The 22,295-nt window shown below is 47.6% G+C and carries 11 protein-coding genes; 7 read left to right on the top strand and 4 right to left on the bottom strand.

Annotated elements, in window-relative coordinates; genetic code table 11:
• Nucleotides 1-52 precede the first annotated feature (52 nt).
• Nucleotides 53-3,022, top strand: a complete 2,970-nt coding sequence (locus tag ABZR88_RS13610; RefSeq protein ID WP_107826808.1) for a sugar-binding domain-containing protein — start codon at nt 53-55, stop codon at nt 3,020-3,022.
• A gap of 70 nt (nt 3,023-3,092) precedes the next feature.
• Here the strand turns inward: ABZR88_RS13610 and ABZR88_RS13605 are convergent, their stop codons facing one another.
• Nucleotides 3,093-4,880, bottom strand: a complete 1,788-nt coding sequence (locus ABZR88_RS13605) for an alpha-L-fucosidase (protein ID WP_107826809.1) — start codon at nt 4,878-4,880, stop codon at nt 3,093-3,095.
• Between the two features lie 322 nt (nt 4,881-5,202).
• On the opposite strand from ABZR88_RS13605, the gene ABZR88_RS13600 reads away from it, so the two are divergent.
• The 4 genes from ABZR88_RS13600 to ABZR88_RS13585 are packed head-to-tail and all read left to right on the top strand — an operon-like array spanning nt 5,203 to nt 8,135.
• A complete protein-coding gene (locus ABZR88_RS13600) occupies nt 5,203-6,135 on the top strand; it encodes an FAD:protein FMN transferase (protein ID WP_107826810.1) in 933 nt (310 codons plus the stop codon).
• Nucleotides 6,136-6,150: 15 nt separating this feature from the next.
• Nucleotides 6,151-6,372 carry a DUF4266 domain-containing protein gene (locus ABZR88_RS13595; RefSeq protein ID WP_107826811.1) on the top strand — a complete coding sequence of 74 codons (222 nt, stop codon included), beginning with the start codon at nt 6,151-6,153 and terminating at the stop codon, nt 6,370-6,372.
• 12 nt (nt 6,373-6,384) lie between these two features.
• Complete coding sequence (locus ABZR88_RS13590) at nt 6,385-7,701, top strand: DUF3570 domain-containing protein (protein ID WP_107826812.1); 1,317 nt, start codon at nt 6,385-6,387, stop codon at nt 7,699-7,701.
• Nucleotides 7,702-7,709: 8 nt separating this feature from the next.
• A complete protein-coding gene (locus tag ABZR88_RS13585; RefSeq protein WP_107826813.1) occupies nt 7,710-8,135 on the top strand; it encodes a thioredoxin family protein in 426 nt (141 codons plus the stop codon).
• Nucleotides 8,136-8,265: 130 nt separating this feature from the next.
• On the opposite strand, the gene ABZR88_RS13580 is transcribed toward ABZR88_RS13585, so the two are convergent.
• The 3 genes from ABZR88_RS13580 to ABZR88_RS13570 all read right to left on the bottom strand — a co-directional run bounded on the left by ABZR88_RS13580 (nt 8,266) and on the right by ABZR88_RS13570 (nt 14,516).
• Nucleotides 8,266-8,937 (bottom strand): cytochrome b/b6 domain-containing protein, encoded by a 672-nt coding sequence (locus ABZR88_RS13580; protein WP_107826814.1) that lies wholly within the window; start codon nt 8,935-8,937, stop codon nt 8,266-8,268.
• Nucleotides 8,938-8,962: 25 nt separating this feature from the next.
• Entirely contained in the window at nt 8,963-9,652 is a 690-nt protein-coding gene (locus ABZR88_RS13575) for a VIT1/CCC1 transporter family protein (protein ID WP_107826815.1), read from the bottom strand.
• Nucleotides 9,653-9,782: 130 nt separating this feature from the next.
• Nucleotides 9,783-14,516 carry a cellulose binding domain-containing protein gene (locus ABZR88_RS13570; protein WP_146166458.1) on the bottom strand — a complete coding sequence of 1,578 codons (4,734 nt, stop codon included), beginning with the start codon at nt 14,514-14,516 and terminating at the stop codon, nt 9,783-9,785.
• A gap of 634 nt (nt 14,517-15,150) precedes the next feature.
• Between ABZR88_RS13570 and ABZR88_RS13565 the strand changes: the two genes are divergently transcribed.
• Entirely contained in the window at nt 15,151-19,674 is a 4,524-nt protein-coding gene (locus tag ABZR88_RS13565; protein ID WP_107826817.1) for a hybrid sensor histidine kinase/response regulator transcription factor, read from the top strand.
• A gap of 328 nt (nt 19,675-20,002) precedes the next feature.
• Nucleotides 20,003-22,291: a fasciclin domain-containing protein gene (locus ABZR88_RS13560; protein WP_107826818.1), complete on the top strand. Its 2,289-nt coding sequence runs from the start codon at nt 20,003-20,005 to the stop codon at nt 22,289-22,291.
• Nucleotides 22,292-22,295: the final 4 nt, after the last annotated feature.

Below are 22,295 nucleotides of genomic sequence, written 5' to 3'. Positions count from 1 at the left end.
GCCTCAAACCTAACACCCGCCATGTGTTTTGAGAAGATAACAGCCTTTTTGAATGAATTCAGATAAAAAACATTCCATCAGCCGGAGGTCTTTCCTGACCATGACCGGTATTACCACCGCTGCCGCCATTCTTCCCAAAACCGGACTTTTTGCCAAAGCTCTTGAACCGATGCCACCCGCAAAAGGGGCCATTTCTTTAGCAGGCAAATGGCGTTTTGCACTAGATCGTAGTGATGCAGGCGTCACTGCGGGCTGGTTCAACAAATCGTTGACCGCCGATGCCAGTATCTCTTTACCCGGTATCCTGCAAACCCAGGGTTTTGGCGATGAAATTACTGCCGATACCAAATTTGTAGCTGCGCTTCCGCGCGATATGCGCTGGTATCTGCTACCGCAATATAAAGCCTATACCGTGCCAGGTAATGTGCAGGTGCCATATCTTTCGCAACCGGTGCGCCATTATTTGGGTGTGGCCTGGTATCAGCGGGATATTGATGTGCCGGCAGAATGGACAGGCAAACGCATTGAACTTTTATTGGAGCGAACCCGCTGGCAAACCGATGTTTATCTGGATGACAAGCTGATTGGTAGCAACCGCTCGCTGGTTGCCCCGCATGATTTTGATCTGGGTATCCTGAAACCGGGACGGCACTTGCTTTCCATTCGCATTGATAACCGCATGCTGGCGCCGGCCTATCGTCCGGACGGTCATGCCGTGTCTGACGGCGAAGGCTCAACCTGGAACGGTATTGTTGGCAGGATTGAGCTTTCGGCCACTTCGCCTGTCTGGATTGCTGATGCGCAGGTGTTCCCAAATCTTGCTGCTAAATCGGCACAGGTTCGTGTTGCAATTGGCAACGTAACCGGTAAGGCGGGGACGGGCACGCTTTCTGTTGGCACTAAGTCTGTGCCTGTGAAATGGGACGAGAAGGGCGGCCAGGCTGTTATTGATGTGCCGATGCCTAATGCACAGCTATGGTCAGAGTTTACACCACAATTGCAACACCTTTCTTTGGTACTCAAAGGGGCGCAGGCCGATCATCAGCATCAGGTTACTTTTGGCATGCGGGAAATTAAGACCGACGGAAATCGTATCTTATTAAATGGTGAACAGTTATTGCTGCGCGCTACGCATGATGGTGGCGGTTTCCCGTTGACCGGCTATCCGGCTACAGATGTGGCCACCTGGAAAAAGATTATAGGTATCTGTAAGGACTGGGGTTTAAACGGCATGCGTTTCCACTCCTGGTGCCCGCCTGAAGCTGCATTTACAGCAGCCGACGAACTGGGTTTTTATTTGCAGCCGGAGTGCGGCATGTGGAATGCTTTTGACTCGGATGGCAAGATGCTGGCCGTGCTAAAAGATGAAACTGCGCGCTTGTTAAAGGCTTATGGTAATCACCCGTCATTTGTGATGTTTGCTGCCACTAATGAGCCTGCAGGTAACTATGCTAAACAACTCCCGGGTTGGGATAAAGAAATGCGGGAGACGGATCCTCGTCGCCTTTATACAGATGGCTCTGGCCGGTGGTCGCCGCCACCTGCGGGGCCAGGCACGGCCTTTGCGGCAGACTACCTGGTTACGGGTAGTCCGGCACGCGGACCGAGAGGCTGGTTTGGAGGCGATTATGAAGAGAGCTTGAATACAATACGGCACGGTGTTACGGTGCCTTGTATTGGTCATGAGATAGGTCAGTATTGCGCTTATCCAGATTTCAGCATTATCGAAAAATTTTCAGGTAAAGGCAAATATGCCGCCTTTCCGTTAGGCATTGATTCTGGCAAGGAGGCCTATATGCATCCTGGCAATTACATCATTATGCGCGATAGCGCCAAAGCACACGGTTTGCTCGGTCAAAATAAGGCGCTTGCTCATGCGTCGGGTAAGTTCCAGGTGGCTTGTTATAAGGAAGAGATTGAGGCATTATTACGTACTACTTCATACTCGGGCTATCAGTTGCTGGATTTGCATGACTACCTGGGGCAGGGTGGTGCATTAATTGGTTTGCTTGATGCCTTTTGGGAAGAGAAAGGCTATGTAACAGCCAATGAGTTTAAACGCTTTAATAATACCACTGTTCCGCTCATCAGGCTGAAGGATCGTGTTTTTACCAACAACCAAACATTAACCGCCAGTGCCGAAGTAGCACATTTTGGCCCGGCTGCACTTACTGGTGTCACGCCTACCTGGCGCATATTAAACAACGAAGGCAAAACCGTGTTGACCGGCAGCTTGCCAACAGGCAATATACCACGGGGCAGCGGTCATGCATTGGGCACTATCTCTGCTTCGCTTGCTAAATTGCCCGCACCGGCAGCCTACTCGCTGGTTTTAGATCTGGCCGGGTTCAGTAATCATTGGACGTTCTGGGTTTACCCATCGGCCGTAAAAAATGAGGTGCCTAAAGATGTGCTGGTCTCTACTTCATGGGATGAGGCAAAGGCGCAACTGGCCAAAGGCGGTAAAGTGCTGTTCCTGTCTGGCGCACCAGAGAAGCCATCGGCAGACCTGGCCTTAACAACCGTTCCTGTCTTCTGGAACCGCCTAATGAATCCAAGCCGCACCTGGATGGTTGGGTTGTTGAATGATGCCGGGCATGGCGCATTGGCCGGTTTCCCTACTGAAGATCATTGCGATTTCCAGTGGGTTAATTTGCTGCCAAAAACTGTGGCCATGAATATGGAATCGCTGCCGCAAACATTAAATTCGGTAGTGCAGCCTATTGATGAATGGAATCGCAACCTGCGCCTGTCCATGTTATTTGAATGCCAGGTGGGGAATGGTAAATTGATGGTAACGTCTTTTGATTTGTCAGACCCGGCTACCGAAAAGCAGCCGACCGCCGCGTCTCTACGCAAATCGGTTTTGGCATATATGGCATCGCCTAAATTCAGTCCGGCCAATAAAATTGCAATGGCTGATCTGGATGCCTGGATCCCTGCACGTTATGTTGCTCCGGTAATTCTAAACTCGCCTCCTGCAGCTAGTGACGTTGCTGATCCTGGTCAGGTGAAACCGTAACCGCACCCAAATCAATACAAAACGCGACCTCCGTATATCATTTACAGAGGTCGCGTTTTATGTATATGGCTTAGTTTACGCTAAAGCAAAGCGCAGTCTTAAATTTCTCTGTGTCAGGTAAGGTAATGTGCAAGCCGTTTTCGTCCTGCGTCCAATCAATTTTGCCGTTATAACCCAGCAACCGAACAGAAGAGATGGCTTTATAATCAGCATTACCTTTATTGAGCGAGCGGACAATCAGTTTTGAGCCCGAAGGTGGAACCATCATGGTAAATACATTCAGGCTGCCATCCTTACCCACAGTAAATCTCAGATCTTCAGGCCCGAATTTAAAGTCAGATTGCTTGGAGCCCAGGTTGCCGCTGGGTAAAACCGATATCTTGCCGTCTTTGCCTTCACCAAATTTAACCCAGGCCTTGCTGCCATAAATGGCGCTGCCGTTAATCTTCATCCAGTCGCCAATTTCATGCAGCATTTTCAAACATGCCGGTTCCAGCGATCCATCGGGCCTGATAGGGATGCTTACCGCGTAGGCACCATCTTTACACACGTTTTCTAGCAGGCAGTGTATAACAGCGTTGGGGTCATATATAAATCCCGGCGCGTAGTACCAGTCACCAACAGCATTTTCGCCCATCCAGGGCTGGTCGGTTTTTATTTTAGCGGGGAAGTGGCCTTCCATGGTGGTTACAATGCCTTTCTGACCGGCAGGGAAAAACTTGGTGATGCTAAACACGTCCTGCTTGCCGCGGCGGGCAAGTTCCAGGTTGAAGTACGATGCAATCATACGTTGATCGGCATCAGATCTAATGCCGGTGCCTGTCTTATCGCCGCTAAAGGGCTGCTTACTGTCGCCATCGGTATAAACAAAATCGGGGTCGTATTTATTCACTGCGTCCAGTATGCGCAAGGCCCAGCGGTTTACATACCATTTGGCGTAATCTAAGTGGCGGGTAAAAATGCCTCCATCGGGTTTGCTCATAAAGTCGTCCATTCCTTTATACTCACGCAGGTTGATACCGTACAGCAGTTTAGGGTCATAGCCTTCCCACCATTTGCCTTTGCCGTCTGCCAGGGTTAGGCGGCCGTCATACATTTTGCCATTGTCGTCGGTCCGGTAGGCGGTTTGCCACCACCACCAGGTATACTCGTGGTGAAAAGCGATACCGAAGTGCATGCCCTGTTGTTTCACAGCTTTAGACCACTCGCCAAGCAGGTCTTTATGCGGACCGATGTTAACCGAATTCCACGGCTGATATTTAGAGTTCCATAAATCAAAGTTGTCATGATGCACACCCTGGATCAGCAAAAAGCGGGCACCGATATCGTGATAAAGCTTCACCAGTTTGGCCGGATCCAGCTCCTTAGGGTTCCACTCGTGCAGCATGTCTTTATAACCAGAGTCTACTGGTGAACCATATTTTTTTAGATGATTCTCATAAGCCGGTGTGCCTTTAATATACATTTTACGGGCAAACCAATCGCCACTTAAGCCAGAGGCCTGCGGACCGAAGTGCACCCAAATACCAAACTTTGCTTCCCTGAGCCAGCTTACCGCATCTTCCTGATAGTGCTGAGCTATAGAGTTCCAGGTTGGTTCAAACGGGCCTTTGGCCATTGGGAAATCCATATTTATTGCCTTAACGCCGGTGGTATCGCCCATTGGCACAGAGCCCACAGGCAGCGGCGCCGGGCTTGGCGGCATAGGGGTAGGGGCAGGCAGCGCCAGCTCTACCATATTTTGTTTTTGCGCCGATGATTTTGACGACGTGTGCTTTGCCGTGCTGCAACTATATATGACTGAAAGGGTGAGCAAAAGCGCGCCCTGCTGCCTTATAGAAAACTTTGTTCGCATCATTTGAAGGTCTGAAATTGGTTTGAATATGATAATGCAAATGCTCTTTTAAACTGCCAGGGAGGGCAATTAAAAAGCGTTGGCAATATCGAAATTAGTTCAGTTAATTGTGATATTTTCTGTTGGGTATCTGTAGGGATCCGGCCTGATTATGCGTCACAATGTAGATACAAAGACCAACGCGATGATTCCGTTATTATTCCGGCTTCGGCGGTCGATATCTAATATTTCGCCGATACAAAACGGCTATATATCGATACATGGCAAAATTTCATCATAAATACAGAATCTACCGTTACTATTGTGTTTGTAAATACCCCTAAGTATGCAAGCAAAGCAGTTGGTTAAGCAAGGATGCCGGCTCATGGGCAATCATTTTGAACTAAGTGTGGTGACGGATGATGTGGCCTGGGCCGAGCGCTGTATTGAAGCCGGTATCGAAGAGATTCGCCGGATAGAGCGCTTGCTCACTACTTTTAGTGATGACAGCGAAACTGCAAAGATCAATTCATCAGCCGGCATAGCACCGGTTAAAGTTAGCCGGGAAACATTTGAGCTGATCCGTCGCTCGCTGCGCATTTCGGGCATTACACAAGGTGCCTTTGATATTACCTACGGCTCGATTGATAAGCGCCTCTGGAATTTCGATCAGCAGATGACGGCTTTGCCCGATAGCGCAACGGCCAGTCAAATGGTTCGCCTCATTAATTATCGTCATGTGATTCTGGATGATGTCAACTGTACTGTATTCTTAAAAGAACGTGGCATGCGCATAGGCTTTGGCGGCATTGGCAAAGGCTACGCTGCCGATAGGGCCAAAATAGTAATGCAACAGTTAGGCGTACAACACGGCGTGGTTAATGCCTCCGGCGATTTGAGCGCCTGGGGCATGCAGGCCAACGGTATGCCTTGGACGGTGGGGATTGCCAACCCAGACTGGTCGCGCGAGGTTTTTTCTTACCTGGAAATGAGTAACCTGGCCGTAGCCACATCTGGTAGTTATGAAAAGTTTGTGATGATTGATGGTAAACGCTACTCGCATACCATCAACCCCAAAACCGGGTTGCCGGTTACTGGCATTAAAAGCGTAACCATTATTACAGCACACGCCGAGCTGGCCGATGCAATGGCCACGCCAGTAATGGTAATGGGCATTGGGCCGGGGCTTGATCTGATTAACCAACTGGCAGATATGGAAGCCATTATTATTGACGATGATAACCAGATCTACACTTCCCGCAACATCCATTTAAACTGATTCCCCTATTAATATATGAATAAGCACATTTTTAAACTTTTGATGGCACTGGTGGTCTGCGGCGCAGCATCATCCTGCGTACAGGTGCGCGAGTATCAGAAAAACAAACTGAACGATGCCGAGATGACGCTCTCAAACCGCAAGGTTGAAAAGAACGAACTTAATTTCGAGTCATACCGAGAGGCGGCTTCGGGCGCCAATGCGGGTAAGACGGGTGGTGGTTGCGGTTGTAATTAACACGGCACGCAGATGAAGAAATTATTTTTATCAGCCGCCGGCTTTGCCATGCTCTGCCGCATTAACGCCTACTCGCAAACCGAAAGACCCGATAGCAGCAGAAGTACTTTCAGCCTGTATCGGCCCGTTGCAACAAGTGACAGCTCGGGTTACCAAACCAAACCGCTCCGGGTGGATGAGGTAAACCTGGTATCCAGTTATTACCTGCAAGATGGTAATCACTCTGCCGTAACCGGGGGTATTGGTACAGAACACGTTACCGATCTTTCCAATGGCATCAACGTAAAAATGATCTGGACCGGCCCCGGTCAGCATAAAAACACACTGGATGCAGGCTTGGGTTTTGATAATCATACCTCGGCATCGCAGGCTTATGTCAATAAATCAGGCGCTTCCAGTCCGACTGGTACCCGTATCTATCCCTCGTTAGACTGGACGAGCGAGAATGAGAAGAAGGGCTCATCCTTCGGTTTAGGTACCTACGTCTCTTCGGAATATAACTACAAATCTTTGGGCGCCGATCTGCATTTTTCTTTTAAAACACCCAATAAAATGGGCGAGTTTGGTGCCAAGTTTCAGGGCTATTTTGACCAGGTGACCATGATCTATCCGTCTGAGCTGGTACCCGGAAACACCACGGTTACCACCGGCGGCGTAACCATTGTTACTACAGCCAGCGGACGTACATCTACGCTTAGCTCAGGCTCACGCAGTTATAAAGAGAGCATTCCAACCAGTCCGCGCAATACCTACAGCGGTTCGTTCTCCTATAGCCAGATTATCAACTCCAGGCTGCAAATTATGCTGCTGGCCGATGTGGTAACGCAAAACGGCTATTTGGGGCTGCCATTTCACCGGGTTTATTTTAACACCGGGAAAGATACCATAGAACATTTGCCGTCAACACGCTTTAAATTGCCGGTTGGCATCAGGGCCAACTACTTTCTGGGCGATCGGTTTATCATCCGTACCTATTACCGTTATTATACCGACGATTGGGGCACGCACTCTAACACCGTAAATCTGGAAGTTCCGGTAAAAATTTCGCCATTCTTCTCAATTGCACCGTTTTACCGATATTACGATCAAACAGCAGCCAAATACTTTGCGCCTTATGAGGGCCATTTGGCAACAGATACTTATTATACCAGTAATTATGAATACGCGCAGTTTCATAGCAATTTCTTTGGTGCGGGTATCAGGCTGTCGCCACCTAAGGGTGTGGCTGGTTGGCAAAGCCTGCATGAATTGGAATTGCGCTACGGGCATTATCAGCAAACAACAGGCCTGGTGTCTGATGTGATCTCATTAAGTCTTGGTTTTAAATAAACAGTACAATGAAACTTTTACTCATTTCCATAGCCTTATTATTTAGCCCTGGTGCCGCGTGGCTGGGCGATTTTAGCGCGGCAAAAAACGAGGCCGTTAAAACGCACAAGCGTATATTGATCAATTTCTCGGGATCAGATTGGTGCGGACCGTGTATCCGCCTGCGTAACGAGGTATTGGAAACCAGTACTTTTGAAAGCTACGCCAAAGATCACCTGGTGCTGGTGCGGGCTGATTTTCCGCGTCAGAAAAAGAATCTGCCCAGTAAGGAACAGATCAAGCTGAATGAAGCGTTGGCCGACAAGTATAATGCTGAAGGCAAATTTCCTTATACCTTGCTGGTTGATGAAAATGGCAAGGTGCTAAAAGCCTGGGACGGTTTCCCGAATGAGACGCCCGAACAGTTTGTTGCCGATGTAAACGGTGTGAAATAGCCAGGTTATCAATAACTAAGATGCGATACGACGCATCGAAATAAAGATCTTTTCCAAGTGTAAGTCAACTCCCATCCCCCGTGTCTTCGGACACAGGGTTGGGATGTTTTAGTTTTATAGCGGGCAGAACTTACGCGTTCCCGCCATTGATCATATCCGATACAATCCCCTTATCTCTTTCCTTACGCTCAGCGAGACAGACGCCCACCAGGTGGACGATGATAAACGCAATGATGAGGTACATATTAAAGGCATGCACCTGTTTTAGAAAATGGAATGACTTTAGTGCCGGAATTTGGTCTTCAAAAGCCAGATCCAAGCCCGTTATTACGGTGATAAGTAATAGCAGATAAAACACGGCGTAGAGTGTTTTTACCCAAAACTCATGCCGGGAAAGTTCACGCTGCTTTTTGACGATAAAAAACTGGTGATAGGCCTTACTGATTTTATGTGTTAACTTTTGATCTGCGAGCTGAAAGAACTCCATGATCAGCCTGAACAAAAATAGTGCGGCTAGGGTGTAGCCGATGTAGGTATGCCACTCCCACACCGTGTCGCGCAATTGATGTACAACTGCCTTGGCCTGGCCATCGTCAACGGTAACCTTTTTTTCGGCCAGGGCAGATTTTACCGCCTGTGTAGCTGTCTTTGATTTAAGTATGGTAGAATTGACCAGCACGGTAAGCAACGAGCCCGTGATAACTACCGCATTGAGCCAATGCCAAAGCCGTAGCGACGATGAGTAGCGTTTTGTTCTTTGCGGATGGTCAATGTCTGTTCGGATAGGGGTAATAGCTGTCATAGGTATATGCCTGGTAGATATTTGATTAGTGTGCGCCAATAAGTTTTGCAATGCCAAAGGCCGCCCCGGCTGCCAACGCGCCGGTAATGGCCACTTTAATAGCGCCGCTCCACACCGGCTGGCCGGTTACTTTGCTTTTTAAATAGCCAAAAATAAACAGACACAAAAGCCCGATGATGCAAGAATAGCCCAGTGCGGTATTAGCCGAGCTGATAAAGAAGTAAGGCGATAACGGGATGATTCCCCCGATAGCGTAGGAGAGGCCAATGGTAGCGGCGCTTTTAGTGGCCGCGTTTGGATGCGGTTCTTCAAGTCCGAGCTCATAGCGCATCATAAAATCAACCCATTTATCTTTGTCACGAGCCATTTCATCGGCTATTTGTTGCTGGAGTGGTTCTGATAGTCCAAAGTCGGCAAATATCTCCATTACTTCCTTTTTCTCTACCTCGGGCACTTTCTCTACTTCTTCGTACTCACGTTTCAGCTCAGAACGGTAATGATCCATTTCTGTTTTTCCGGCCAGGAAACCGCCCAGTCCCATGGCAATGGAACCGGCAACAATCTCGGCCAGACCAGCAGTAACTACTATCCCCGACGCATTAACCGCGCCGCTTAAACCGGCAGCCAAAGCAAAGGGGACAGTCAATCCGTCTGACATACCGATCACAATATCGCGGATGGTATCAGAGCTTTTGAGGTGTTGTTCGTGATGCATATTCAGTAGTAAAGAAACTAAATAATTCTGAAGTAATGTTGAAGTGGGGTGTTGTAAAAATGCAAATAAAAAAGCCTGCGGAGTATGCTCCACAGGCTTCAATTGTATAAGGGAAAGGTTTGTTGAATGATTAATTAACCAACAGGCGAACCATTGGCTTGTCGTTCACCTTAATAAAGTAAACGCCTGGCATGTAATTACCATTTACAGCAAAGCTGATAGAACCGTTGTTACCATGGAACGAGTTGGTTTGCATTACCTGGCCAAACGAGTTTACGATTTTCAGGTTGATATCCTTGTTCAGCAGGTCTGATGTCAGGTTTACCGAAAGTTGTCTGCTGCTGGCTAATGGGTTTGGATATACCAGGATGCTCTCTGGCAAATCATTAGCTAAGCTGCTGCCGTTTTGTACAGGCGCAAGCATAGATGCAGCGTAGTTGTTGAGCGCCAGGGCGTTTGTTCCGTTGGTGCCCGGCTCTGTGCCATAAATTAACTGCCCCTGGTAGTAAACCGCAATGTGGCTGTTCTCCTGCATGGCTGATGTGCGTGCCAGATAGGAATAATCATTGGTTTGCGTAAAGGCCGACCAATCGGTCTTGGTAATCCTGTACTGAATGTTACCAGTGCTGCTCAGCGGACTTAATGCTCCGGCTGAAGAGGCAAATGATAACTCCAAATAAGTATCGGCGTTCTGCACAGGCGATATAGGGGCAAAGGTTCCGCTGATTTGGCTGTTGCCCAGTTTGGCGTAATCTACAGTATAGTTTAAGCTGGCGGTACCTTCTTTAGTGAACCAGTAACGCACTTTAAGATCACCATAATTAAGCGGCACATTGCCCGTATTATTTACAGCCAGATAAGTGCCGATGGTGTTGTTGCCACCGTTTTGGCTTTGATAGGTAACATTGACTTTAGCTACAGCAGGTGCAACCTCAGGCTCCTGACCGTAGATAAGCAAACCGTTACGGTAAAGCGTGATATGCGGATTGGCGGTATAAGTGCTGGTGCTGCCTGGATATGAATAATCGTCGGCTTCAGACAAATCAGACCAATCTTTATTTGCTACGCGCGATTGTATTGGTCCGGAGTTAGCGCCTGCGGCAAGCGACGTGTTGCCTGTAAAGGTATATTCCACATAACCCAGGGCGCCATTGCGTGGCTGACTCAGGGCAACGTACTGCATACTTACGTTACCACTGCCCATCTGCGCGTAATCAATAAAGGTGTTGATGCCGGTAAAGTTTTCGGCAGTAAACCAGTAGCGAGCGGTTAGTTGATTGTAGGTTACGGCTACAGAATCGCTGTTAACCAGTTTTAGATATGGCCTGATGGTGTTGTTGGTCAGCTTGCCATTATCGCCATCAAGGGCCTGCACCTGCACGTTTAGGTTGCGTACGGTTAATGTTTGAGTAGAGGAGGTATCGGCATAGTGTGCATTGCCTGCTTGTGTGGCTTTAATCAATACGCTACCAGTGCCGGTGATATGAACCGTGTTGCCGCTTACTGTTGCAACGCTGTTATTGCTGCTGGTAAAAGTTACCGGCAGGCCAGAGCTTGCGGTTGCCGATATACTGAAATCAGCATCGCCAGCAATTTTGCCTGGTAGTGTGCTGAAGGCAATGGTTTGCTTGTATTTGGTAACCGTCAGTTGTTGGCTGGTAGAATCAGCCGAATAGTATTTGGCATTACCGTTTTGTTTGGCCATGATGTTTGCCATACCCGCAGCAACAACGTGAATTTTGCCGTTAACAATGGTGGCCACGGTAGTATCAGAGCTGCTCAGTGTTACCGGCAGGCCAGAACTTGCAACAACTTGCGGTGCAAAATCGGCAGCATCTACTTTTTGTTCAGCAATAGCAGCAAAATCAATAGTCTGATTGTATTTGGTCACTTTTAATTGCTGGCTTGCATTAGCTGCTGCATAATAATTGGCATCGCCGCCCTGTTTGGCTGTGATGTTTGCGGTACCAGCGGCAATAATGTGGATCTTGCCGTTAACAATGGTAGCCACGGTAGTGTCAGAACTGCTCAGCGTTACAGGTAGTCCGGAGCTTGCAATGGCTTGTGGTGCAAAATCGGCGGCGTCTACTTTTTGTTCCGGTATAGCAGTAAAGGCAATGGTTTGCGTGTTTTTAACGCTGGCCAAAGCGGTTATTTCTGATGGTGAAAGCACATAGTTATAAACTTTTACCTCGTCCAGCATGCCTTTGTAAGGCGCAGGTTTATTAGTGGTTGCTAAAAACTCCAACTCGCCAATATTACCTAGCACCAGTGCGCTGGCCTCGCCAATACCCGAGTTAGCCTTGCTGATGGCTACCGAGCCAACTTGCGTGCCGTTCATGTACATGAGTAGTTTTTTGCTGGTTACATCGCGCACCACAACCACGTGGGTCCAGTTGTTGGTAAAGAATGGTACGCCGTTAACCTGCAACTCATCTTTACCACCGCCGCCGGCATCGTTATCATCGTCTATAGCAAAGCGGATCTGTTTGTTTTTAAACTCAATGTCAAAGCGTTTACCTAGTGCGCCGGTAGTAGCGTTTCTGGTGATAGAACCCTTGCAAAGCAGGTAAGCGCTGGTATTGTTATCCTGCGGCAGCAGGGTAGCAGGCGCTTTCATCCAGAAGGATATTGAGAACGAGCTTTTATCCAGGTACAGCTGGTCCTGGTTAGGCAGACGAACTACGTAGATGCTTGGATCTGCACTGGCAAAATCTAGTCCGTTCTTTATTTTACCAACTATGCGCACGTTGTTATCGGCATCTAAACCTAAAGCGCCGGTGTTGTTATAAGCGGTCGAGTCGGCCACTTGGGTGGTGCCCGCATCCAGTGGCTCATCAAAGGCCCAGTTACCAACCAGTCCCTGCGGAATGATAGGCGGGGTTCTGAAGCTCCAGACTTGTCCTTTAGCCAAGCCTTTTGCGTTTACGGCATCAACACGCCAGTAGTATACAGTGTTGTCGTTTAGCACACCGGTGGTGTATGACGGTGCGGTTGAGTACGCCACATCACCCTGTTTTACCATGCTGGCGGTATCGGTACCCAGGTAAACCGAGTAAGTTAGGGTATTGGTGCCGCCGGTCCATTTCAGGGTAAGCTTGCCCGATGTGAGCGATGCATATTGAAATCCGTTAGTAGGCGTAGGGTTGGCAGTTAATGCCGGCGCTGTTGGAACAGGCGGCGTAGCAATAGAAACTACCGATGTATATGCCGATACATCTGTTGCGTTAACCGCTTTTACACGGTAGTAATAGGTGGTGTTAGGTACCAATCCAACGCTATCGGTATAAGTAAGCGCGTTGGCGTTAGGATGAGCAATATCTGTAAAGGTAGAGCCATTGGTAGAGCGCTCCACAACAAAGTTGGTTTCATTATCGGCATTATCAACCCAGGTTAGTTTTACTTTGCTGCTTGGCGGTGTTTCAACCGAGGTAGCAGTGAGTGCCAGGTTGGTAGGAGGTTTGATAAACACCGGAGGAGGTGTGCTTACCAAAGAGTTGATGTACATCTCAATGTTCAAATACCTTGGGTCGTTGGTGCTGAAAGCAACGGCGTCTGACTTATCATTCTTATTCAAGCCATTGGCATCTTCCCAGGCGTCAGGCATGCCGTCACCATCGGTATCAAGCGGGGCCGGAGCGCCAAAAACGTTACCTAAGCCACCGTTTGAAAAAGGCAGATCGGTTTCGCGGTAAACATACATGCCTTTGGTGCCTTTAGAGGCCACCTCGTCAAGCATCAGCCCGTCAACCTGGTCACGGCGTGGGTACCAGGCACCTACACTGTCGAGCACATGCTGATAGGCCTGTGCGGCGGTCATTGTTGGGTTAATGGTAGGATAGAGGAAAGGTTGTTGTTTAAACGCCTCAGCGGTAATGCCTGGGTAACCAGTTGAGTCAAACGGAACCTCGGCGCCATCTAAAGCACCATTTTGGTTGTTGTCAAAATAATTACCTGATCCATAGATGTTAAAGGTTCCAGTACCGCGAGAGAACGGCGTAGTTTTGGTGGGAGGTGTCAATGGTCCGCCCACAAAATAGTTATTGATGACGTTCACTTCAGATACACCGGTCGAGCCGCCCATAATGTAGGCATCAGCAGCCCATTCGTAATTGAAATCCTGATCTAAACGGTGCCCATTACCCCAGTCGTAAACCACGTTGTTTACAAACTCGTTCACCCCTTTTACTTTGGGGTTACGGGTTTTGTTGCTCATGTACAGGTTTTGCAGCAAACTCACGCGACCGCCATCGGGGGTTTGAATCAGACCGCCTGCCGAGTGGTTCTCACGGAAGAGGCCCTGACCGATGATGGAGTTTTGGATAGTGATGTTATCGGGCGAGTTGCCTTTGTTATCCCAGTTAATAGAAAAGTTTTCATCCATACCCCACGATACCGAGAGGTGATCAAAGATGATGTTTCTGCCATGTGCCAGGCCGGTGGCGTCATTGCCAGAGTTACCGGTAGCGCCCAGGCGGATTCTCAGAAAGCGGCAAATGGTATTATCGGCACCTGTAAAGCTGATGCCTTTGTTAAAAAATACGATGCCATCACCAGGGGCAGTTTGACCGGCAATGGTAATGTTTGATGCTACAGAAACATCCGTTGTGAGCTTTACAATACCGCCCACGGCAAACACCACCACGCGGCCGGATTTACTTACCGCATCGCGGAATGAGCCGGTGCCGCTGTCGTTTAGGTTGGTTACCACGTAAACTTCGCGGGTTGAAGAGCCCCTGACGCCCGGCGCGTACTTGCCAAAACCCATAGCGCCAGGAAAAGCGGGTGTTTGGGCCTTTGCCTGCCACGCACCTAAAAGAGCTATCAATGCTAGTTGACAGCGTTTAAGGGTAAAAATTCTCATATATTATTTGGTTGTTGGTTAGCTCATTAAGCCGCATAATAACCTAAGCTTACCGCATAAAATAACAAGTCATAGCAATGCCCATCCATCGTTGACAGTTTTTTAGACTATGGCCAGCATCAGCACTTCAGGCGCTGCCGGTCAAGCATTTGTTTTACACGGTAAATCGGTTTATAATCGGGACACAATGATAATTAGAAGATTGATCTATCATTTTCAATAATTGACGAAAGATGTTTAATTATTGGTACGGTACCTGTTTTTTAAGAATATTTAACCGTAGCGCAACGGTTATTGTTACTGCCAACTCAATTAATTGAGAAGATACAGGCACTTATGCATAATTGTATTAATAAATAGCTCTATGCTTAGTGAAGATATCGATCTGGCGCAGGCCTGAATCATTGCTTAGGGGGGAAATCCAACGATAGCTCATTTGTAATGGGGGTGAAAGCGGTAAAACGAATATTAAACCATTTGCGTTAAAAAATTAACCTTTATGATTTGCAACCAACTTATTTTTGTTATGTTGCCTTGCATTTGGAACTAAAACTTTAAACCAAGCCCTTTTCTTTTTAATGAGAACCAGTGAAGTGCGGCCTCGCACATAGCAGGTTTTGGGGTGCCTTATCTTATGGAAAACTTACAAACGTTAACCAGGCGCTTGCGTGCTTTACAAACGCATGTGCTATTGCCTGCTTCAATTATTTCGCGGCTAGCAGCACGTTTTGAAATCATCTTTCCAAAAAGAAACCTGAACATTATTTGCCAGATCCTGCTTGTTTACGGTATTGTAATTACCGCTCAACCGGCATCGGCACAAATCTCAACCAGCCTTAAACGTTATACAACCGCCGATGGCCTTTCTCATAAAGAAGTATTTTGTATACTCCGGGACCGTGAAGGTTTTGTATGGTTGGGCACGCGCGATGGTCTGAACCGTTTTGACGGTAACCGGTTTATGGTGTATAAAGGCAGGCCGGGCGATAATTCCAGCATAAAAAGCAATAAGATCAGAACGATTACCGAGGATCAGCGCGGGTGTTTATGGATTATAACCTATGATAAGCAGATCTATCGGTTTGATAAAAAGACCGAACAGTTTGAAGCACTGACCGGATTTCAGTCGGCCACGGATATTAGCTCTGCAGAGGCTAAACAAGCCACTGTTGCTTCGTCAGGCGATATCTGGATCACCACTTCCCGGCACGGATTGTTGTGCGCACATTATCCTGCAAATGGCAGTCAGCGTCCGGTAATCTACCGGTTCTCAACCTCCCGCGGAAAATATCAGATTCCTGATAATACCATTCGTTTTGTAACAGAAGACAGTGACAACAATATCTGGATTGGTACACCGAAAGGTGCGGTATACTACAAACGCAATGGCGATGGTTATCAAAAAGTAACATTGACGCCGCACGTGGCTGGTTTAATAGGCAACGCATCATGCACGGCAGCTATTCGCGAAAAACAGTGGTTTTATCTGGGTACGGAGGACGGCAATGTGCTGGCTTATAATGCAAAAGGCGGTCAATGGAGTAACTGGACTATTCTCGGCGAGAAGATCAATGCTGTGCACCGTAATGCCGCTGGTGCGCTCTATGTTACCACTTCCCGTGGATTGCGCATGATTTTACCGGGCGCTACAAAAGCTACCGAAGCGGGTAGCGGCGGACCGTATCTTTCAATCTATGAGGATAAGAAAGGTTTGTTATGGCTGGAGCCAGAAAAGAAGGGCATTGTGAGGTTTAATCCGGCAGATCATACCCTGAAAAAATTCATTCAGCAAACCGATACCAGCGCCATGACCATTCATGAGCAATATTCGGTATTTGAAGACCGGCGCGGGTTGTTGTGGACGAGCATGAAAGGGGGCGGTTTCGGTTATTACGACCGGAGCACCGACCGGATCTCCGGCTTCTCTGATCCGCAATTACCTGAAAGAAAATTTCCTAACATTATCAGGGCCATTCACTATGATAGGGATGGCATTATGTGGGTTGCCGGCGATGATGGCGGGTTCAGTAAGATCATTTTTCCTGAAAATAATTTTGCCTTTCATCTGTTGGTCCCAAATTTCAAAAGCAAATCAGAAAACGAGGTTAGAGCCATTTATGAAGATCGTTACGGCCGCACCTGGATAGCCACCAAGGCTGGTCGTTTGTATGTGCTTGAACACGGGCAGCCAGTAGATGTATTTACTGATATGGCTTCGGCCGAATTTGGAAACGTTTATGCTATTACAGGCGACAGGCAGGGCAATGTTTGGATAGGCACTAAAAGAGATGGTCTTTTATTGGCCAAACCTTTAAGCGCCGATCCTCATAAATATACGGTTACCCGTTTTCAGCACAATGGCGATAGAAGCAGCTTAAGTAATGATTTGGTTTACTCTATTTTAGAGGATAGCAAAGGAAGGGTTTGGGTATCAACACTTGGCGGTGCCATAAACCTGGTGGTAAATGATCATGGTAAGATCTCTTTTAAAAGTACACGTAACTCTTTTAAAAATTATCCGGGCGGCGGCCGGGTTGCGCGTTGCTTAAGCGAAGACACCAAGGGGAATATTTGGGTAGGCTCAAATAACGGTCTGATTGTTTTCAACCCTAATAAAGGCAGTCCCGATAACTACCAATTTGTAAATTATCAGAAGCAGCCAAATGATTCTACCAGCTTAAGTAACAATGGGGTGCAATGTATTTACCGAGATGCGCACGGCAATATGTGGCTGGGCACATCGGGCGGTGGTGTAAGTAAGGTAGTTGCTAACGATTTTCCGGGTAGAATCTCTTTCAAGGCCATTACCACACGCGATGGTTTGCCTAATGATCTGGTGATGAGTATTACCGGCGATCAAAGAGGCGATATCTGGATAGCTACCGAGAACGGGCTGGCCAGATACCGGGTATCAGAAAATCGTGTTACCTCGTTTAATGCCTATAATGGCCTGCCGGCAACGGATTTTTCTGAATCGGCTTGTCTTAGTTCTCGTTCCGGCACACTGTATTTCGGGTGTTTGAATGGTTATGTAACCTTTGATCCGCGTAAGATCAAAGTAAACCGCATTCACGCCAACATGGTTCTCACGGATATGGAAGTGTATTATAAGGCGCTTACGCCCCAGGCTGATGACTCGCCACTTGATTATTCTATTAATGAAACCGACCACCTGACGCTCGCCTGTAATCAGAATATGGTAAGCATTGATTACACCGTGCTCGATTTTAGGGATGAGCCCATTTCGTATCAGTATAAATTGGAGGGTTTTGACCAATCATGGCGCAATGTGGGCGAAGAGCGGAAAGCTACCTACACCAATATTCCGCCGGGCGATTATATTTTTAAGGTATGTTCCAACAATATCCATCTTTTTGACCATAAGCCCCAAAAACAAATCAGGATCACCATTCTGCCGCCGTTTTGGCGCACCTGGTGGGCCTATTGTATCTATTTTTTGATGGCCATAGCCATATTTGTGCTTACCCGCAGGTTGGTGCTGGCCATGATCACCCTTCGGCACAAGGTAGATATGGAGCAGCAGGTGGCTAAAACCAAGATCCAGTTTTTTACCAATCTTTCGCACGAGTTAAGGACACCGTTGAGTTTGATTGTTGGTCCGTTGCAGGAAGTGTCGCGGTCTGCAGGGCTGTCCGTTGCAGATCAGGAGAATTTGCAGCTGATTGGTAAAAACGCTACCCGCCTAACTCGTTTTGTAGACCAACTGCTTGATTTTAGCAAGGTACAGAACGGCAAAATGAAGCTATCGGTATCACATTGCAACATCGTTGCTATAGTAAAAGAAGTAGCCAGTCATTTTGAAGGCGCACGGATAGAGAAAAATATAGACCTGGATGTAACGGCAGCCAATAAAGAAGTTTTTGCCTGGGTTGATTTGGAGAAGATGGATATTGTGCTGCACAACCTGTTGTCAAACGCTTTTAAGTTTACCCCTGCCGGTAGAAAAATTACGCTGTCGGTTTCAGAAGATCAGGATAACGTGTCTATTGCCGTGATTGACGAAGGTTTTGGCGTTGATGAAGCTAAACTGAAAGACATTTTTGAGTTGTACTATGATGGTGGTAATACACCGGTAGATCATTTAAAAAGCACTGGCATTGGCCTGGCACTAAGCCGCGAGCTGGTAAGGGAGCATGAGGGCGAGTTATCAGCCGTCAACAATGCGGAAGGAGGGATGACGTTTATGGTTACGCTCAAGAAGGGTGATGCGCACTTTAGAAAAGGCGATATGCACCAGGTAAATGACGCTACCACGCCACAATCGCGTTTACAACCGCAGGAAGTTATACCAGAATATGAGCCTGCCGAGCAAACAACGATCGTTTGTGATGAAAAGGCGCCGCTGGTGTTACTGGTAGAAGATAATCCCGATATGTGTAGTTTCCTGGTGAGGACGCTGGAACGCGAGTTTAGGGTGATGCACGCTAAAAACGGCATCCGTGCGCTGCAGCAAATAGCTGAAAAGATGCCTGATGTGGTGATCTCTGATATTATGATGCCGCGCATGAACGGCATTGAACTGCTGGATAAGCTTAAGAATGATGCAGAAACCAGCCATATCCCGGTGGTGCTGCTAACGGCTAAAACATCACTGGAAAGCCAATTGGAAGGACTGAGCTATGGGGCCGATCTTTACCTTACCAAGCCTTTTAATGTTGATATTCTGCATGCCTCCATCCGCACCCTGCTTAAGAATAGAAAAATGCAGGTTGATGCCATTATGAACAGCCGCAAGGTAATTACCTTGAAACCCGGGGAGGTGGAGATCACCTCGCGCGATGAAAAGTTTTTGACCAGCTGCGTGCGGGCAGTTGAAGACGGCATGGCCGACGCCTATTTCAATATGGACAACGTGGCCGCAGCGGTGGGCCTAAGCCGCAGCACTTTCTTTAAAAAGTTAAAAGCATTAACCGGCCTGGCCCCGGTAGATTTTGTAAAAGATATGCGTTTACGGCGGGCCGAACAATTGCTGCAAACCGGCGCGTTCAATATCTCTCAAGTAGCCTTCCAGGTGGGCTTTAGCAGTCCCGGTTATTTTAGTACCTGTTTCAAAGAGCGGTACCAGATCTCACCTACGGAGTACCTGAAAAATATCAAAGAACAATCGATCTCATCACACGAAGCGGGGGAAGCATAAATTCCCCCTTTTTGTTTTTGTTTTTTGACAAAACTCCCTTCAAACTTCAAAAAACCTAATTTTTGACTAATTTTTAGAAGCATTATCCCAGTTATTTGAATAGGCAACGGGGTGGTTCAGTCTATATTTGGCTGAAACTAAAACCAATTAATAAACCAATAATTGCCTAACCGCTAGTACACAATTTTACTTTCTGACAATCGATTGCAAGTATAGCTGGCTTTAGCCGGCCTGATCTTGTATTGCCGATCCTAAAAAGGTAAGGACGGATTTTCTATATCCGTTTGAGCACGTGTACCCGCGGTGCGGTTCATTTACAAACCCCGTTATGATTAAATTTTTTACCAGCTTCCGCGGTGCATTTTTATTGTGCCTGATTCTGACGGGTTGCCAAAAAAAGGACTTCGATTCTTTCTATGAGCGGCCCAGTACACTTGAACCTCCCATTTACCAGCAACTACAAGCCCGTAACAATTTTACCAGGCTTTTGGTGTGTATTGACAAGGCTGGGTACAAAGACATCCTGAGCAAGGCCGGGTACTGGACATTTTTTGCACCCAATGATGCTGCCTTTGCCAAATTCATGACCAAAAACAACATTGCCGACATTAAGGACATCAACGACTCACTGGCGCGCTCTATCGTTAAGTTCGGGTTGGTTTATAATGCTTACCGCTCAGACCAGTTATCAACTTACCAAACCGCAGGCGGCGATGAGGTGGGGGCCAACATGGCATTTAAGCGTAAAACCGCTTACTATGATTGGGTAAAAGAGGGGCCCGCGCCTTACAAAAAGATAGTTGCCACCAACCGTAACAGTGGTACTAAAAAGGCCAGCTCGCTTTCAACCGCCATACTAAATGATTTTAAGTATGTAAACGGCGATAACAACAACAAGTACATCCCTTATTTTACCGGAGGGTACTTTGCCAAAAACAGTCTTTCTCCAACCGATTATTCGTTTTTCTATCCGGAGGGAAAATATACCGCATTTAACGTAGCCGGCGCATCTGTAGTAACGCCGGATATTGCTGCCGAGAACGGCTTTATTCACGAGATTGACGAGGTGATCTTACCGCTGCCCAGCTTTGATCAGTACATGTCGTCAACCTCGCAATACAGCGATTTTAGAAAACTGCTTGACTCTGTGAGTGTCTATGTATCTAACGTAGATCTTACCCACCGTAACTTTGTACTGACTGGCTCTACAGACTCGGTTTATATCAAATCATACAACGGGCAGCTGGCTTTCTCGCCTAATAACGAGAATTACCAGGTACCGTTTACCTCCAGCTTCATCAATACCGAGTCGCAGCGCACTGGCTATACCATGATGGTGCCTAACAACGCCGTTTTGCAGGCCTACCGCAAAAAGCTGCTGGCTAACTACGGCGGTTCATTTTTCAAAACAGCGCCGTCATCGCTGGTTTATGATCTGATCAACTCCTGCATGATGCCCGAGAGCATCTGGCCGTCAAAGTTTACCTCGAGCGAAAACGTTCAGGCTGAATTACCTACCATACCACTAACTAATGTGGTAGATCGCAAGATCTTGAGCAACGGCTTTTTCTACGGGTTGGATAAAATGCACGAGGCTAACGTGTTCCGTACTGTTTATAGCATCCCATACCTTGATCCGCATTATGGTATTACGCTGTTGGCTTATAACGAGTCGGTTACCGGTATAAAGCCTATGATTACCCAGCCTACCGTTAAGTTTACGCTGCTAATTACTCCTGATGATGTGCTTACTGCCGCCGGCTGGCGATATAACGAAGCCAGCATCACCAGTTCAACCACTGCCTGGGGGTATAAAGCACCAACATCCAGCTCTTACTCGCACAGCAGCATTAACCGCGATATCATCCTGCGCTATATTAAAACAGGCGTTTTACCCGGCGATTTAGTGAGCCTTTCTGGCGAGGGCATAGTAGAAGCCCTTAATGGTGAATACATCAAGTATAAAAACGGCAAGATCCAAACCAGCGGTACCGTTGATAGTGGCGTTGACCTGGATGTGGTTAAAGGACCAACCACAGCCTACAATGGCTCGGCTTTTTTCCTGAGCGGCCTGCTTGCTTACACCGAGAAAAACGTAGGTGAGCACCTGGAAAAGCTGGCCACTAAATACCCATCAAGCTATAGCTCATTTTTTTGGTTTGTATCAAACTCAAACCTTTATAACAAAACTACCAAGGCTATTAACGGTGTAAACGCGGGCGCAGATAATAACTACACCATCCTGTGCCCTGATAACGCTGCCATTACACAGGCAATTAAAGATGGTTTGCTGCCTGGTACCAAAGCAACCGGTGCACTGCCAACCGCTGCTCCAACCAGCGAGTCTGATAAAGACCTGTTAAGGAAGTTTATCCTGTACCACATTATCAACGGAACAACCGTTGCTGCCGACGGCAAAAAGTCTGACAGCTTTATTACCCTTCTGCAAACAGAGGCGGGTGACAACACCCTGGTAAACGTGCTGAACGATGTGGGCCAAATGAGGATAACAGACAATAAAGGCCGCCAGGCAACTGTAAGCGTGGCTGTGAGCAACCAGCTTTCAAACCGTACGCTCATTCACTCCATTAACAGCTATTTGAACTACAATAAATAACAGG

The sequence above is a fragment of the Mucilaginibacter yixingensis genome, from assembly GCF_041080815.1.
Lineage (GTDB): Bacteria > Bacteroidota > Bacteroidia > Sphingobacteriales > Sphingobacteriaceae > Mucilaginibacter > Mucilaginibacter yixingensis.
The sequence above is the reverse complement of the archived record's forward strand: the minus strand, read 5'-3'. Positions and strand labels throughout refer to the sequence as shown.

Coding starts and splice junctions, on each gene's coding strand:
- ABZR88_RS13610 (WP_107826808.1), top strand. CDS start 53: ATGAATTCAGATAAAAAACATTCCATCAGCCGGAGGTCTTTCCTGACC.
- ABZR88_RS13560 (WP_107826818.1), top strand. CDS start 20,003: ATGATTAAATTTTTTACCAGCTTCCGCGGTGCATTTTTATTGTGCCTG.
- ABZR88_RS13585 (WP_107826813.1), top strand. CDS start 7,710: ATGAAACTTTTACTCATTTCCATAGCCTTATTATTTAGCCCTGGTGCC.
- ABZR88_RS13580 (WP_107826814.1), bottom strand. CDS start 8,937: ATGACAGCTATTACCCCTATCCGAACAGACATTGACCATCCGCAAAGA.
- ABZR88_RS13565 (WP_107826817.1), top strand. CDS start 15,151: ATGGAAAACTTACAAACGTTAACCAGGCGCTTGCGTGCTTTACAAACG.
- ABZR88_RS13575 (WP_107826815.1), bottom strand. CDS start 9,652: ATGCATCACGAACAACACCTCAAAAGCTCTGATACCATCCGCGATATT.
- ABZR88_RS13600 (WP_107826810.1), top strand. CDS start 5,203: ATGCAAGCAAAGCAGTTGGTTAAGCAAGGATGCCGGCTCATGGGCAAT.
- ABZR88_RS13570 (WP_146166458.1), bottom strand. CDS start 14,516: ATGAGAATTTTTACCCTTAAACGCTGTCAACTAGCATTGATAGCTCTT.
- ABZR88_RS13590 (WP_107826812.1), top strand. CDS start 6,385: ATGAAGAAATTATTTTTATCAGCCGCCGGCTTTGCCATGCTCTGCCGC.
- ABZR88_RS13595 (WP_107826811.1), top strand. CDS start 6,151: ATGAATAAGCACATTTTTAAACTTTTGATGGCACTGGTGGTCTGCGGC.
- ABZR88_RS13605 (WP_107826809.1), bottom strand. CDS start 4,880: ATGATGCGAACAAAGTTTTCTATAAGGCAGCAGGGCGCGCTTTTGCTC.